At 63.0% G+C, this 14,637-nt stretch carries 10 protein-coding genes; 4 read left to right on the forward strand and 6 right to left on the reverse strand.

Annotated elements, in window-relative coordinates:
* Positions 1-241: 241 nt before the first annotated feature.
* Positions 242-4,021, reverse strand: a complete 3,780-nt coding sequence (metH, locus tag KKY_RS11170) for a methionine synthase (RefSeq protein ID WP_014131456.1) — start codon at positions 4,019-4,021, stop codon at positions 242-244.
* 122 nt (positions 4,022-4,143) lie between these two features.
* Entirely contained in the window at positions 4,144-5,568 is a 1,425-nt protein-coding gene (gene pdxR / locus KKY_RS11175) for a MocR-like pyridoxine biosynthesis transcription factor PdxR (protein WP_014131457.1), read from the reverse strand.
* Positions 5,569-5,673: 105 nt separating this feature from the next.
* Between pdxR and KKY_RS11180 the strand changes: the two genes are divergently transcribed.
* Both KKY_RS11180 and KKY_RS11185 read left to right on the forward strand, forming a co-directional pair.
* Complete coding sequence (locus tag KKY_RS11180) at positions 5,674-6,330, forward strand: pyridoxamine 5'-phosphate oxidase family protein (protein WP_014131458.1); 657 nt, start codon at positions 5,674-5,676, stop codon at positions 6,328-6,330.
* Between the two features lie 87 nt (positions 6,331-6,417).
* Positions 6,418-7,077, forward strand: coding sequence for a GntR family transcriptional regulator (locus KKY_RS11185; RefSeq protein WP_014131459.1), 660 nt, complete (start codon positions 6,418-6,420; stop codon positions 7,075-7,077).
* 190 nt (positions 7,078-7,267) lie between these two features.
* Here the strand turns inward: KKY_RS11185 and cydX are convergent, their stop codons facing one another.
* The 3 genes from cydX to KKY_RS11200 are packed head-to-tail and all read right to left on the reverse strand — an operon-like array spanning position 7,268 to position 10,194.
* Positions 7,268-7,381, reverse strand: a complete 114-nt coding sequence (gene cydX / locus KKY_RS20015) for a cytochrome bd-I oxidase subunit CydX (RefSeq protein WP_014131460.1) — start codon at positions 7,379-7,381, stop codon at positions 7,268-7,270.
* Between the two features lie 12 nt (positions 7,382-7,393).
* Complete coding sequence (gene cydB / locus KKY_RS11195; RefSeq protein ID WP_014131461.1) at positions 7,394-8,542, reverse strand: cytochrome d ubiquinol oxidase subunit II; 1,149 nt, start codon at positions 8,540-8,542, stop codon at positions 7,394-7,396.
* A gap of 11 nt (positions 8,543-8,553) precedes the next feature.
* On the reverse strand, positions 8,554-10,194 hold the full coding sequence (locus KKY_RS11200; protein WP_014131462.1) for a cytochrome ubiquinol oxidase subunit I: 1,641 nt from the start codon (positions 10,192-10,194) through the stop codon (positions 8,554-8,556).
* Between the two features lie 172 nt (positions 10,195-10,366).
* Here KKY_RS11200 and cydD point away from each other — a divergent pair, with 172 nt between their 5' ends.
* Positions 10,367-12,115 carry a thiol reductant ABC exporter subunit CydD gene (gene cydD, locus KKY_RS11205; RefSeq protein ID WP_014131464.1) on the forward strand — a complete coding sequence of 583 codons (1,749 nt, stop codon included), beginning with the start codon at positions 10,367-10,369 and terminating at the stop codon, positions 12,113-12,115.
* A complete protein-coding gene (gene cydC / locus KKY_RS11210; protein ID WP_014131465.1) occupies positions 12,112-13,782 on the forward strand; it encodes a thiol reductant ABC exporter subunit CydC in 1,671 nt (556 codons plus the stop codon). Before cydD ends, cydC begins: the two co-directional genes overlap by 4 nt.
* Here the strand turns inward: cydC and KKY_RS11215 are convergent.
* Positions 13,770-14,507 carry a Crp/Fnr family transcriptional regulator gene (locus tag KKY_RS11215; RefSeq protein ID WP_014131466.1) on the reverse strand — a complete coding sequence of 246 codons (738 nt, stop codon included), beginning with the start codon at positions 14,505-14,507 and terminating at the stop codon, positions 13,770-13,772. The genes cydC and KKY_RS11215 overlap by 13 nt on opposite strands.
* Positions 14,508-14,637: the final 130 nt, after the last annotated feature.

Here is a 14,637-nt window from a genome sequence, read left to right on the forward strand (position 1 = left end):
GCAACTTTATGAGATGGTGATGGGGTGTGCAAGTCCGGCGTGAGTACGCCGAGATGGGCTGGCCGAAGAAAGGGTTGAAGAAAGGCCCCCTCACCCGTCTGGCTACGCCAGCCGACCTCTCCCCCAAGGGAGAGGTGAAGCTGGGCGCGTACGGTATTCTTACCTCTCCCTTGGGGGAGAGGTCGGCGCGAAGCGGCGGGTGAGGGGGCCTTTTCCAGCCAAAGCGTGAAAGGGAGATCCCCTACCCCGCCGCCTTTTCGCTTCCCGGAATGTAGTTGAGCACCGGCCCCAGCCAGCGTTCGACATCCTCGATAGCCATGCCCTTGCGCCTGGCATAGTCCTCGACCTGATCGCGCTCGACCTTGGCGACGCCGAAATAATAGCTGTCGGGATGGGCGAAATAGAGCCCGGACACCGACGAGCCGGGCCACATGGCATAGCTTTCGGTGAGCTTGACCCCGATTTCGGCTTCCACGTCGAGCAGTTCGAACAGCGTGGTCTTTTCGGTGTGGTCGGGCTGGGCCGGATAGCCCGGCGCGGGGCGGATGCCCTGATAGGGTTCGCCGATCAATTCCTCGGGCGCATAGCTTTCCTCGGCATAGCCCCAAAGCTCGGTCCGCACCATTTCGTGCAGCCGCTCGGCAAAGGCTTCGGCAAAGCGGTCGGCCAGCGCCTTGACGAGGATCGAGGAGTAATTGTCGTTCTCCTCGTCGAACTTGTCGGCGATGGCGATTTCCTCGAACCCGGCCGTAACGCAGAACCCGCCGATATAATCGGGCGTGCCGGGCTCCGCCATGAAATCGGCCAGCGCCAGATTGGCCTTGTCGCCCGACTTGCCAAGCTGCTGGCGCAGGGTGAAGAATTTGGCCAGCTCGTTCGACCGGCTTTCATCGGTGAAAAGCTGTACGTCGTCGCCAACCCGGTTGGCCGGCCAGAACCCGACAACGGCTTTGGGCGTGAACCAGTTTTCATCGATTATGCGCTTGAGCATGACTTTCGCGTCGGCAAAGAGCTGACGCGCCGCTTCGCCCTGGCGTTCGTCCTCGAGAATTTTGGGGTAAACGCCCTTGAACTCCCAGGCCTGAAAGAACGGCGTCCAGTCGATATATTTTGCCAGCTCGCCCAGATCCCAGTCCTGGAAGGTCTTTGTGCCCAGAAACGAGGGCGCCTTGGGCGTATAGGTTGACCAGTCGGGCTTGAACGCATTGTCGCGCGCCGCAGCGAGCGAAATGCGTTTTTTGTCCGCCTCACCCTTCCTGTGTTTTTCGGCAACCGTTTCGTATTCCTGCCTTATCGTCTTGACGTAATCATTGGCCGCCTCTTTCGAGAGCAGTTTGGAGACCACGTTCACCGCCAGCGAAGCGTCTTTCACATAGATGGTCGAGCCGCGATTGTAGCGCGGGTTGATCTTGACCGCCGTATGCACGCGCGACGTCGTTGCCCCGCCGATCATCAGCGGAATGTCGAAGCCCTCGCGCTCCATTTCTGCCGCCACATGCACCATCTCGTCGAGCGAAGGCGTGATGAGACCCGATAGCCCGATCACATCGACCTTCTGCTCGCGGGCGGTATCGAGGATCTTCTGGGTCGGCACCATGACGCCCAGATCGATGATCTCGTAATTGTTGCACGCCAGAACCACGCCCACGATGTTCTTGCCGATATCGTGGACGTCGCCCTTGACCGTCGCCATCAGGATCTTGCCCGCGCTCTGGCGCTGGCCATCGGCCTCGGCCTCCATGAAGGGGAGGAGATAGGCCACCGCCTGCTTCATGACGCGCGCCGATTTGACGACCTGGGGCAAAAACATCTTGCCCGCCCCGAACAGCTCGCCAACGATATTCATGCCGTCCATCAACGGCCCTTCGATCACGTGCAGCGGCCGGGCAAAGCTCTGGCGCGCTTCTTCGGTATCGGCCTCGATATATTCGGTGATCCCGTTGACCAGCGCGTGCGAAATCCGCTCCCCGACCGGCTTTTCGCGCCAGCTTAGATCCTTGGCCTTCGCTTCCTTGCCGCCCTGCCCCTTGTAGCGTTCGGCAAGATCGAGCATGCGCTCGGTGGAATCGGAACGCCGGTTGAGCACCACGTCCTCGCACGCCTCGCGCAATTCGGGATCGATGGACTCGTAAACAGCGAGCTGCCCGGCGTTGACGATGCCCATATCCATGCCGACCTTGATGGCGTGGTAGAGGAACACAGCGTGCATCGCCTCTCGCACCGGCTCGTTGCCGCGAAACGAGAAGGAGAGGTTCGAAACACCACCCGAAATGTGCACATGGGGCAGGGTTTCGGTGATTTCCTTTGTCGCCTCGATGAAATCGACGCCGTAATTGTCATGCTCCTCGATGCCGGTGGCGACAGCAAAGATATTGGGATCGAAGATGATATCCTCGGGCGGAAACCCGACCTCATCGACAAGGATGCGATAGGCGCGCGTGCAGATTTCCACCTTGCGCTCTTTGGTATCGGCCTGCCCGTCCTCGTCGAACGCCATGACGACGACCGCGGCGCCGTAAAGCCGGCAGAGCCGGGCGTGTTCGCGGAACTTGTCCTCGCCTTCCTTCATGGAGATGGAATTGACGATGGCCTTGCCCTGCACGCATTTCAGCCCCGCCTCGATCACCTCCCATTTCGAGGAATCGATCATCACCGGCACCCGCGCGATATCGGGTTCGGACGCGACGAGGTTAAGGTATTCGACCATCACCTGCTGGCTGTCGATCAACCCCTCGTCCATGTTGATGTCGATGATCTGCGCGCCGTTTTCCACCTGGTCGCGCGCCACATCGAGCGCGGTGGCGTAATCGCCGGCGGTGATGAGTTTTTTGAACCGCGCCGAGCCGGTGACATTGGTGCGCTCGCCCACATTGACGAACGGAATATCGTCGGTGAGCGTGAACGGCTCGAGCCCGGACAGCCGGAGACGCGGCTCGATCTGGGGGACCGCGCGCGGCGGATATTTCGAAACCGCCTGCGCAATCGCCGCGATATGTTCGGGCGTCGACCCGCAACACCCGCCCACGATGTTCAAGAACCCGTCGCGCGCAAACCCTTCGATCTGGCTGGCCATGAACTCGGGGCTTTCGTCATATTCGCCGAATTCATTGGGCAGGCCCGCATTGGGATAGGCGCAGACCAGGGTGTCCGCGATATCGGAAATCTCGCCCAAATGGGCACGCATGGCGTTGGCGCCCAGCGCGCAGTTGAGCCCGATGGTGAACGGTTTTGCGTGGCGGAGCGAATACCAGAACGCGGTCGGGGTTTGCCCCGAAAGCGTGCGGCCCGAAAGATCGGTGATCGTGCCCGAAATCATCACCGGCAGGCGTATGCCCTTTTTCTCGAAGACCTCTTCGGCCGCAAACACCGCTGCCTTGGCGTTGAGCGTATCGAAGATGGTCTCGATCAGGATCAAATCCGAGCCGCCATCGATCAGCCCTTCGATCTGCTCGCCATAGGCGATGCGCAACTGATCGAAACTGACGGCGCGGAAGCCGGGATTGTTGACGTCGGGGGAAATCGAGGCCGTGCGATTGGTGGGGCCAACGGCACCGGCCACGAACCGGCGCTTGCCGTCCTCGGCCTCGGCGCGGATCGCGGCGCGCTTTGCCGCCTGGGCGCCGGCAACGTTAAGCTCATAGGCCAGCGCCTCCATGCCGTAATCGGCCTGGGCGATGGTCGTGCCCGAAAACGTGTTGGTTTCTAAAAGATCCGCCCCCGCCATGGCATAGGCGAAGTGGATATCCTCGATGATTTTCGGCTCGGTGATGACCAGAAGGTCGTTATTGCCCTGCAGGGGTTTTGGCCAATCGGCGAACCGCTCTCCCCGGAAATTCTCCTCCGAGAGCTTTTCGAGCTGAATCATGGTGCCCATGGCACCGTCGAGAATGAGGATGCGCTCGCGCGCTGCTGCGGTGAGCGCCGCAAGGATTTCCTCGCCCTCTTTGGCCGTACGGACCGGGGCCGAGCCCGGCTGCAGCGCATCGACGGCAATCGCTCCGCCCTCGCCCATGCCGCCCATGCGCCCGTCAGCGGGAGCGTGGGTGTGGCCGTGGGTACATCCGGGGGCGTTGCACATAATGAAAATCCGTTCCTGCGGGCTGATCCCGCGAAATGATACAAAGACATAAAGATATCTTTATGTCAATTAAGGAGCCCTTCGAGAAGGCCCGCAAACCGGGCCACCCGTTTGTCCGTGGCATCGGCAAAACCGACAACGAGGCCCTTGCGTTTCTCCCCAGCGCAATAGCTCGAAAGCGCTGGCGTTTCAAAGCCTTGATCGGCCAGACGGGCCGCGACTCTGGTGTCGTCGATATGGCCTTTAAACCCCATTACCGTCTGCAGCCCGCCCATGGGCATTCCGATCGCGATGGCGCCGCCCAGCCTTTCACGCAAGGTCTCGACCAGCAACCGTCCGCGTTCCTCATATAGCCGGGCAATCCGTTTCAAATGGGTGACCAGCGCCCCGCTTTCAATCAGTTCGGCATAGGCGGCCTGCGCGTGGATATTGACCCGCATTCCCATATTGCGCTGCGCCTGTTTGAGCGATCCGGCCAGTGCCTCGGGCACCACCATATAGGCCAGCCGCAGACCCGGCAGCAGGCTCTTGGCGGTGGTGCCGAAATAGATCACCTCACCGCCCCGGCTGATCCCCTGCAGCGCGGCAATCGCCCGCCCCTGCCACATAAACTCGCTGTCGTAATCGTCTTCGAGCACAACCGCCCCTTCGCGGCGGGCCGCCTCGAGCAGGTCCATACGCCTTTGCAGATTCATCCGCGCGCCGGTGGGGTAGTGGTGCGAGGGCGTGACATAGACCAGCCGTGCCCCGCTGCCGGCCAGCGCCGCCGGATCGGCGCCCTGTTCGTCCACTTCCAGTGTGCGAGTCACGAGCCCCGCCCCAAAAAACGCCGTCCGCGCGCCGAAATAGCCCGGCGATTCCACAAAGCCGACCTCCCCCGGATCGGCCAGGCACTGGGCCACGAGCGACAGCCCCGCCTGGATCGAGGGCACAACGATGATCTGGGCGGGAGAAGCATTGACCCCGCGATGCCGCGCCAGATGCGCGGCCAGCGCCGATTTGAGCCGCGGCAATCCGTCGACATCGCCGTAAATCGCCGCTTCGCCGAATTTTTGCCGCGCGACCCGGCGCAGGGTCCGCGCCCAGAGGTCGGCGGGAAACAGTGCTTCGTCAGGGGCACCGGGTTCGAGCTGGCCCGCGTGTCGTCCGCCCTGCCAATTGCGCAGATCGCGGGCCAGCGCCTTTCCGCGTTGCGACAGCCCGATATTGGCGCCTGCCCCATCGAGCCGCGCCGCCTCCAGTTCGGCCCGCGCCACCACCTGCGGCGCGGCACCGGCCCGCACAGCGATCACCCCATCGGCCCGCAACAACTCATAGGCCGCATTGACCGAATTGCGCGAAATCCCCAGGCCCAAAGCCAATTGCCGCGAACTGGGCAGGACGGACCCCGCCTTGAGCCGCCCCGACCGCGCCGCCTCGCCGACGGCGCGATAGATCTGTTCGGGCAGCGGCGCGCCCGAGCGCTCCAGCACAATCAATCCTTCAAGCATCTGGAGCCCTTAAATCGTGACAAAGTGGACCTTACGCAGAACCAGTTTATCGCAGATAACCGGTCTCACCGCAAAGCCGAAACTTTGACTTTCAAAGGCACCACAATGAACGAGCACGCCCTGCCGCCCTATGCCCGCGCCCGCCAGCCCCGCCGCGCGCGCTATGATGAGGACACCATCAACGATATTTTGGATTACGGGCTTGTCGGCCATGTCGGCTTCATCGCCGATGGCCGGCCCATGGTGGTGCCCATGGCCTATGCCCGCTGGGGCCAGACAATCTATCTGCACGGCGCATCCAAAGCCCGCATCGTCGCCATGCACAAGGATGGCGACCCGATCTCCATGACCGTCACCCTGCTCGAAGGCATCGTCGCGGCGCGCTCAGGCTTCCACCATTCGATGAATTACCGCGCCGCGACCGTCCACGGCACGACGCGGCTGGTGAGCGATCCCGGCGAAACCGAACAGGCGCTCAAGCTCATCACCGAACATCTCCTGCCCCTGCGCTGGAACGAGGTGCGCCCCATGCACGACAAGGAGCGCAAGGCAACCGGCGTCATCGCACTCGAGATCGAGGCCGCTTCCGCCAAGATCCGCCAGGCACCGCCCGCCGACGATCCGGAAGATCACGACCTGCCCATCTGGGCCGGTGTGATCCCCATCGTCACCGCCCTGGCCGCCCCGGTGGGCGACGGCAAGACCCCCGGAGAGGTCCCACCGCCGCCTTCGATACATCTGGCGCGCAAGAAATTTGCCTAGAGATTGTGCAGATAAAAAAATTGCCTCTTCACTTGGCAGGAATTTCTATCCATAGTCGCCCGGCTTTCAACCGTTGGGACCGGACCGGTGCAACAGGGCCCGCCACGCAAGGGCGATACAGTCGATGACATTGTCGGGCAACTGGCCGATGCCATTGTGGCCGGCCAGTACCGGCCTGGCGAAAAACTCGATGAATTGACCCTCGCCAACCGCTTTTTCGTCTCGCGCACCCCGATCCGCGAGGCGCTCAGCCAGCTTGCCGCGATGGGGCTGGTCTCTCGCCGCCCCAACCGGGGCGCAGTGGTGGCCGAATTGAGCGAGGAGCATCTGGCCAATCTGATCGAAGTGATGGCCGAACTCGAGGCCGTGTGCGCGCGGCTGGCCGCAGAGCGCATGTCCGGCCCCGACCGCCGCAGCCTCGAGGCCGACCATCTCGCCGCCGCCGAAATGGTCCGCCTTGGCCGCACCGACGCCTATGCGGCCTATGACACCCTGTTTCACGCAAGGGTGCAGTCGGCAGCCCGCAACCCGCAATTGAGCGAAATGGCCGCCCTGTCGCGCTCGCGCCTCATGCCCTTCCGCACCGATCTTTTCGCTTATCCAGCCCGGCTGGCCCGCTCCTATCAGGAGCACGAAATGATTGTCACCGCCCTGCTGCGGGCCGATGGCGCACGGGCCGAAACCCTGATGCGCCAGCATATTCTGAACTCGAAGGAACAGATGACGCCGGTTCGGGCGGCGCGGTAGTTACAAATCGATGCCCGGAGCGTTTGTCGGTCTTTCGACGCAACCTCCTGCGCTGCCCCGGCGAAAGCCGGGATCCATGGGCGCCGCCAGCAGCATTGGCGTTTCGGTCTATGCTGCTGGACCCCAGCTTTCGCCGGGGCAGCGATCGTGAGAATCGCAATCTGTTCTGACGGGCCCTTCGGACATACGTTCACGACTTGTCCCGCATCTCCCGCCGGTCTTCGCGCATCTCGAACCACATGGCGTTGAGAATGGCGAAGGCGCAGGCCAGCCCGACACCCAAAATCCACGAAAAATACCACATGGGCTGTTCCTCTCAGTAGGCGTTGGGGTTTTTGCCGAGGCTCTTGCTGGTCACCGGACCGCTCATCACCTTGTACACCCAGCTTGTGTAGGCAAGGATGATCGGCATGAAGATCAGCGTGGCGATCAGCATGATGAAAAGGGTCAGATGGCTCGATGTCGCATCCCACACGGTCAGGCTCGCCACCGGATTGTGCGAGGAGGGCAAAAGGAACGGGAACATCGAAAGCCCCGCCGTCGCGACGATGCCGAACACACCCAGCCCCGCCGAAATGATGGTCATGGAACCCGGATAGGACTTGATGCTGGCGGCCGCCCCCGCCATGCCGAGAAAGCCGAGCACCGGCGCAACCATCATCCACGGATAATGGGTATAATTGGCCATCCAGCCACCAACCTCCCGCACCACCGTCTTGGCCAGCGGGTTGGACGCCTGATCGGTCACCAGCGCGCTGGTGATGACATAGCCTTCGATCCCAAAGGCGATCCAAACGCCCGCGAGCGCGAACAGCGCAATGGCCGCCAACGCTGCCCATTGCCCGTATTGCGCCGCCCGTTCAGCCAATGCCCCCTCGGTGCGCGCCGCGAGCACGCTCGCCCCCATCACCACAAGCATGGAAAGGCTGACCAGCCCGCACAGCAGCGCGAAAGGCGACAAAAGCCCGAAGAAATTGCCCAGATAGGACGGCCGCAAAGTGTTATCGAGGTCGAAGGGCGCGCCGAGCAGCGCATTGCCCACAGCAACGCCGAAAATCAGGGCCGGCACGAACCCGCCGATGAACAGGGCCCAATCCCACGCGCTGCGCCAGCGCGGATCGGTGATCTTGCCGCGATATTTGAACCCCACCGGCCGCAGGATCAAAGCGAACAGGATGACGATCATCGCCAGGTAAAAACCTGAAAAGCTCACCGCATAGAGCGGCGGGAACGCCGCAAAGATCGCGCCGCCGCCAAGCACCAGCCAGACCTGATTGCCCTCCCATGTGGGGCCTTGCAGATTGAGCATGACGCGCCGCTCGTCATCGGTCCGGGCGACGACCGGCAACAGGGCCCCCATGCCCAGATCCATGCCGCCCATGATGGCAAAGCCGATCAAAAGCACGCCAAGCAATGCCCACCAGACAAGGCGCAGCGTTTCATAATCGATTGGAATGAAATCCATTTTCGCTCTCCTTATTCAGCGGGGACGGGCTTGCCGCCGGTATCGGTATCGTCATCGCCGTAACCATCGGGCGATTGCGGCATGTCGGACTTGGGCTCGGGGGTTTCCATGGGATCGGGCTCGCCGTTGAGCAGCGCCACATAATCCTTGGGTCCGGCCTTGATCGCCTTGACCATCAGGATGACCATGATGACCGCAAGGACCGTATAGAGGGTGACATAGAAGGTCAGGCTGAGCGAAAGATCGAGCACGCTGAGCCCCGAAGCCGCATAGAAGGTTGGAAGAACCCCTTCGATGGCCCAGGGCTGCCGCCCGAACTCTGCGATGATCCAGCCCGCTTCCGCCGCGAGCCAAGGCAGCGGCATGGCCGCCACCGCGCCCCAGAGGAACCAGCGGTGTTTATCCAGCGTGCCGCGCGAGGCCTTCCAGAACGCAAAGGCGAAAAACCCGATAAAGAAGAACCCGATGCCCACCATCAGCCGGAAGGTCCAGAACAGCGGCCAGACCGCGGGCACCGTATCGGCCGCCGCCATGGAAATCTCCTGCGGAGTGGCGTTTTCGATATCGACCCTGTAGCGCTTTAAAAGCAGCGCATAGCCAAGATCGGGCCAGGTTTCCGAAATGATCGCCCGCGCTTCGGCATCCTGCCGGTCCTCCTCAAGCACCGCCATGGCTTTATAGGCCAAAAGCCCGTTTTCGATCCGCGTTTCCGCGCGGTCGACAAGCTCGTCAATACCGGGAAGCTCGGTATCGAAGCTGCGCGTCGTGATAAGGCCCAGAACCCAGGGCACCTTGAGTTCGAAGATTTCGCCATTGGGCAGCGGAAACGCCACGAGATTCAGCCCGGCGGGCGCGGGCTCGGTGTGATACATCGCCTCCATCGCCGCGATCTTCATCTTCTGGTGCTCGGTCGCCACATATCCGCTCTCGTCGCCCAGCACGACGACCGACAGCGCAGAGGCGAGCCCGAAACTGGCCGCAACCACCATCGAGCGCTTGGCCAGTTCGATATGCTTGCCCCTAAGCAGGAACAGCGCGCTGACCCCGAACACGAACACCGCGCCCGTGACATAACCGGCCGAAACCGTATGCACGAATTTGGCCTGCGCGACGGGGTTGAACAGCACCGCCATGAAGTCGGTCACTTCCATGCGCATCGTGTCGGGATTGAATGTCGCGCCGACCGGATACTGCATCCAGCCATTGGCGATCAGGATCCACAGCGCCGAGAAATTGGCCCCCAGCGCCACGAGCCAGGTGACCACCATGTGGCCGACCTTGGAGAGCCGGTCCCAACCGAAAAAGAACAGCCCGATGAAGGTGGCTTCGAGAAAGAACGCCATCAACCCCTCGATGGCCAGCGGCGCGCCGAACACATCGCCCACGTAATGGCTGTAATAGGACCAGTTCATCCCGAACTGGAATTCCATGACGATGCCGGTGGCAACGCCCATGGCGAAATTGATGCCGAACAGCGTGCCCCAGAACAAGGTCATTTTCCGCCAGATCTCGCGGCCCGTCATCACATAGGTGCTCTCCATGATGGCCATCATGAAAGAGAGCCCGATGGTGAGCGGAACGAACAGGAAGTGATAGAGAGCGGTCGCGGCGAACTGCAATCGCGAGAGGTTTACGACGACTTCGTCGATCATAGGTATGCCCCTAAATCGTTACGTGCCATCCGCAGATCGAGCGCCGGAACTGGCGGATGGCGACTGCTTAACGCCTACACTTTACCACCATTGCACCGCCTTGACCTGGATCAAGGCGCCGCGCGGCGCGATAACGCATCTCTGGGCGCCGACTTTCGCGTATGGTAGCCCCATGGCCTCCGCTTCTCAAACCCCTGCGCCTGCAACGACCGCCCGAAAGCTTATGGGCCTGCGGGCGCAAGGCGGGTACGCGCTGCACCTTGCCATCGCTGCCCCGCTGGTTTCGGGCGTGCTGCTCGTGGTCTATGCCTGGCTCCTGGCGCAAACGCTGGGCCGCACCATAGAAGGTGGCGAGCCGCTTTCCGCAGTGCTCGGCCTCATCGCCGCAATGGCCCTCATCGTCATCTTGCGCGCCATCCTTTCCTTGATCGGCGAGCAGGCCGGCACCATCGGCGCCGAAGCGATAAAGAAATCCCTGCGCGACCGCCTGTTCTCCCACCTGCTGGCGCAACGCCACGCGCTGGGGCTGAAACCCGCCTCGGGCGCCGTCGCCGCGGCGCTGATCGATCAGGTGGACGGGCTGGAAAATTTCTTTGCCCGCTACCTTCCCGCCATGATCGCCGCCGCCATCCTGCCGGTCGCCTTTGCAGTGGTTCTGTTCCCTATCGATTGGGTCGTGGCGCTGCTGTTTTTGTTCACCGGCCCGCTGATCCCTGTGTTCATGGCACTGGCCGGCTGGGGCGCCCAGGCGGCCACTGACCGGCAGGCTACTGCGCTCTCGCGCCTGTCGGCCCATTTCGCCGACAGGCTGCGCGGGTTGTTGACGCTGAAACTCTTCGGGCGCGAGGCCGACGCCATAAATGATGTCCACGCCGCCAGCGAAGCGTTGCGCCGCCGCACCAATGCCGTGCTGCGGATCGCCTTTCTGTCCTCGGCCATCCTCGAATTTTTCGCGGCGCTGGGCGTGGCGGGCGTGGCGCTCTATGTCGGGCTGACCTATCTGGGGTTCCTCGGCATCAACCCCGGCCTGACCCTGGGCGCCGGGCTTTTCGCCCTCATCATGGCCCCGGAAGTCTATGCGCCTTTGCGCCAGCTCGCCGCCCATTACCACGACCGCGCCACCGCCCGCTCGGCGCTGGCCGAAATCGAAAATCTGGTCGCCGACCCCGATACTCTGCAAAGTGCCGATATCGCGCCGCCCGCTCTCGCGCACAAACGCGCGACCCACCTCACGATCAGCGGCCTCACCGTCCGGACCGCCTCGGGTACCCCTATCCTCGACGGTCTCAACCTCGATCTCGCTGCCGGCCAGTCCCTCGCCATCATGGGGCCGAGCGGTATCGGCAAATCCACCCTCGCGCGCGCCATGACGCGATTGATCCCGTTCGATGGCGAAATTGCCATCGATGGGCGCCCACTCCCCGATTGGCCCGAACCCGAGCTGCGCGGCACCCTCGCCTTCATCGGCCAAAAGCCCCGCATCTTTACCGGTACCATCGCCGAAAATATCGGCTTTGCCGACCCGCTGGCCGATGATGCCGCCATCGCATCGGCCGCCGAGCGCGGGCTGGTGAGCCAATTTTCGAGCGCCCTTCCCGACGGCCTCGCGACGCTGGTCGGGGAAGGCGGATACGGGCTTTCGGGGGGGCAGATCCAGCGCATCGGGCTGGCCCGGCTGTTTCTGACCGACCCCGCGCTCATCGTCCTCGATGAACCCACCGCCCATCTCGACCCGCAAACCGAAGCGCAAGTGCTCGATCAGGTTTTCGCATTCGCCGAGGGCCGCACCCTGATTATTCTCACCCATTCTGCGACCGTCGCCGCCCGCGCCGATGCCGTGCTGCGCATGGCCGGCGGCAGACTGCTGGCGACGCCGCACCGCGCAAAGTCCGTCACGCTCAAGCGGGAGGATCGCGCTTGAAATCCCTGCTGTTCTTCGCGCCCCTGTTCAGACCGCACGCCAGAAGGCTCGCGCTCGCGCTGCTGCTTTCGCTCGTAACGCTGGCCGCCGGCACTGCCCTGCTCGGCGTTTCGGGCTGGTTTCTGACCGCCACCGCGCTGACCGCGCTGGGGGTTTCATTTAATCTGTTCGCTCCCTCTTCAATGGTGCGCGGCTTTTCCTTCATCCGCATCCTGTCGCGCTATTTCGAAAAGCTGGTCGGCCACAACGCCACGCTCACCCTTTTGTCGGACTTGCGCCGCTGGCTGTTCGGCGCGCTGTTCCCCCGCCTGCCACTGGCCGACCGCTCCCTGCGCCATGGCGATCTCGTCACCCGCATGAGCGCCGATATCGATGCGCTCGATACGATCTTTCTCATCGCCATCGGTCCGTTCCTTGCCGCGCTGGTGCTCGGCGGCGCGCTTACGGCGGTGCTGTTTTTCCTCCTGCCCGGCGCCGCGTGGATCTATCTGGGCGCCATTGCCACCAGCGTTCTCCTCATCCCCACAATACTCGCCCGCACCACCAGGACGCTGGGCCGCGATGCAGTCGAAGCCGCCGCCAGCCTGCGCGGACATGTGCTCGATGCCATCGCCGGGCACGACGATCTCATAGCCTTTGGCCAGGCCGGCTTCGTCGCCGCCCGGTTCAATGCCGCCAGCAAAACACTTGCCCGCCTGCGCAATCGTCAGGGGCTGGCCACGTCCATCGCCGCTGCCGCGGTTCAGATCGTCACCGCAATTGCGCTCCTTGCCATCGTGGTTATCGGGTTGAACGCCGTGCAGGCGGGCATAATCGGAGGGCCGGTCTTCGCCGGCATCGTCTTTGCCGCGCTGGGCAGTTTTGAAGCGACCGCCGTGATCGTGCGCTCCATCGGCAAGCTCGGCGCCGCCTTGGCTTCCGCCGAGCGCCTGCACCAGATCGCCACCGCCCCGATCGCCATAACCGACCCGGCCCGCCCCGTGCCATTCCCGGCAACCGGCGCCATCGCGTTTGAAGCTGTGACATTTTCCTATCCCAACGCCGAACCGGTCCTGTCCGACCTCTCGCTCACGGCCGCTCCGGGCGAACACATCGCCATCTCCGGCCCCAGCGGCGCCGGAAAATCGAGCCTGCTCCACCTCCTGCTGCGCCTTTACGATCCCCAAGCGGGCGCCATCCGCATAAGCGGCATCGATATCCGAGATATCGCCCAGGCCGATCTGCACGCCCATATCGCCCTGCTCAGCCAGCAAAGCCCGGTTTTTCTCGATACGGTGCGCAACAATTTGCTGATCGCCAGACCCGACGCCACCGATGCAGAGCTCTACGCAGCGCTGAGAAACGCGCGCCTCGAAACCACAATCCGCGCCCTGCCCCACGGCCTCGATACGATATTGGGTGAAACCGGCACGACGCTATCGGCCGGGCAGGCAAGGCGGCTGTGCCTCGCGCGCACCCTGCTCGCACCGGCACCGATCGTTCTTCTCGACGAACCCACCGCCGGGCTCGACAGGGAGACCGAGTTGGCCCTGCTCGCCGATTTCCCCAACGCGCTGGCCGGCCGCACTGTGCTTTTGGCCACACACGCCCTGCTGCCCGAAAACACCCGGTTCCGCCGGCTGGCGCTGACGGACCGGACCCTGCGCGAGGCCGATCAGCCGCAATAAGTCTCGAGCCGCTCGATATCGGGGATAACAAATCTGCGGTTGTTCTCGACAGCGATCACCCCCGCCTTGCGCAGCTTGGTCAATTGCCGCGATACGGTCTCGATGGTCAGCCCGAGAAAATCGGCGATATCGGCGCGACTGAGCGGCAGATCGAACTCGGCATCGCCCCGCTCTCCCAGCTCGCGCTGGATCTGGGCCACCGGATCGATATGGGTGGCGATGAGGAACAGGAAGCTCGCGACCTTTTCTTCCGCCGTCTTGCGGCCCAGCGTCACCATCCAGTCCCGCGCCTCGTCGAGTTCGCGCAGCGTCTGCTCGTGCAGCCGGTGCTCGAGCGCCGGATTGGCCGCCATGATCGCTTCGAGCGCCACTTTCGGGATGCGGCACAATTCGACATCGGACGCCGCCTCGGCGGTCAACCGGCTCTGCCTGCCATAAAGCCGACCCAGAAAGTCCGGAGCAAATTGCAGGCCCACCACCTGCTGGCGCCCGTCTTCGAGCATCTTGGTGAGCTTGACCACCCCCGTCATCACATTGGCGTAAGTGGTGACGTCGGCATCGTCGGCGATCAATTCGCTCCCCGCCTCCTGACGCACCATGCGGGTGTGCTTTGAGAGTTCGAGCAATTGATCGGGTTCAAGCACCCCGCACAATCCGCGATGGCGCACCTCGCAATTGCGGCACAGCACCGGCGTCTGCGAATTGTGGATGTCCTGCCTGCTCATCACGGGTCCTTTCCGCACCACTGCTTTAGAACCACCTCGCCATGGCCGACGATACGCGAAATCGTCGCACGGCCCAATACGCCCATACAATTGAAGCGATTAACACAATCCCGATTTAAGCTGGCATCAC

It is taken from the genome of Pelagibacterium halotolerans B2 (assembly GCF_000230555.1).
Taxonomy (GTDB): Bacteria; Pseudomonadota; Alphaproteobacteria; order Rhizobiales; family Devosiaceae; genus Pelagibacterium; species Pelagibacterium halotolerans.